The organism is Blautia sp. CAG:237 (assembly GCF_000436615.1).
Classification (GTDB): domain Bacteria; phylum Bacillota; class Clostridia; order Lachnospirales; family Lachnospiraceae; genus Blautia_A; species Blautia_A intestinihominis.
Genome location: NZ_FR886741.1, coordinates 12,068 through 12,292, shown reverse-complemented (window position 1 = coordinate 12,292; position 225 = coordinate 12,068). Strand labels below are relative to the sequence as shown.

The following is a 225-nucleotide window of genomic DNA, read 5'->3' as shown; positions in this document are numbered from 1 at the left end:
TATGGGTGCTTTTTGGCGCCGCGCTTGTCTTCTTTATGCAGGCCGGATTTGCAATGGTAGAAACCGGCTTCACCAGAGCAAAAAACGCTGGTAACATCATCATGAAAAACCTTATGGACTTCTGTATCGGTACTCCTACTTTCTGGATTGTCGGATTCGGGATCATGTTTGGAGCAGGAAACGGATTCTTCGGAAAGATCGGCGGCATTGCCACAGAGGCAAATT

General features: G+C 47.6%; 1 pseudogene. It reads left to right on the top strand.

The features are described 5' to 3' along the window. Positions 1 to 225: pseudogene (locus QZL69_RS08280) on the top strand (ammonium transporter); the annotation flags it as partial.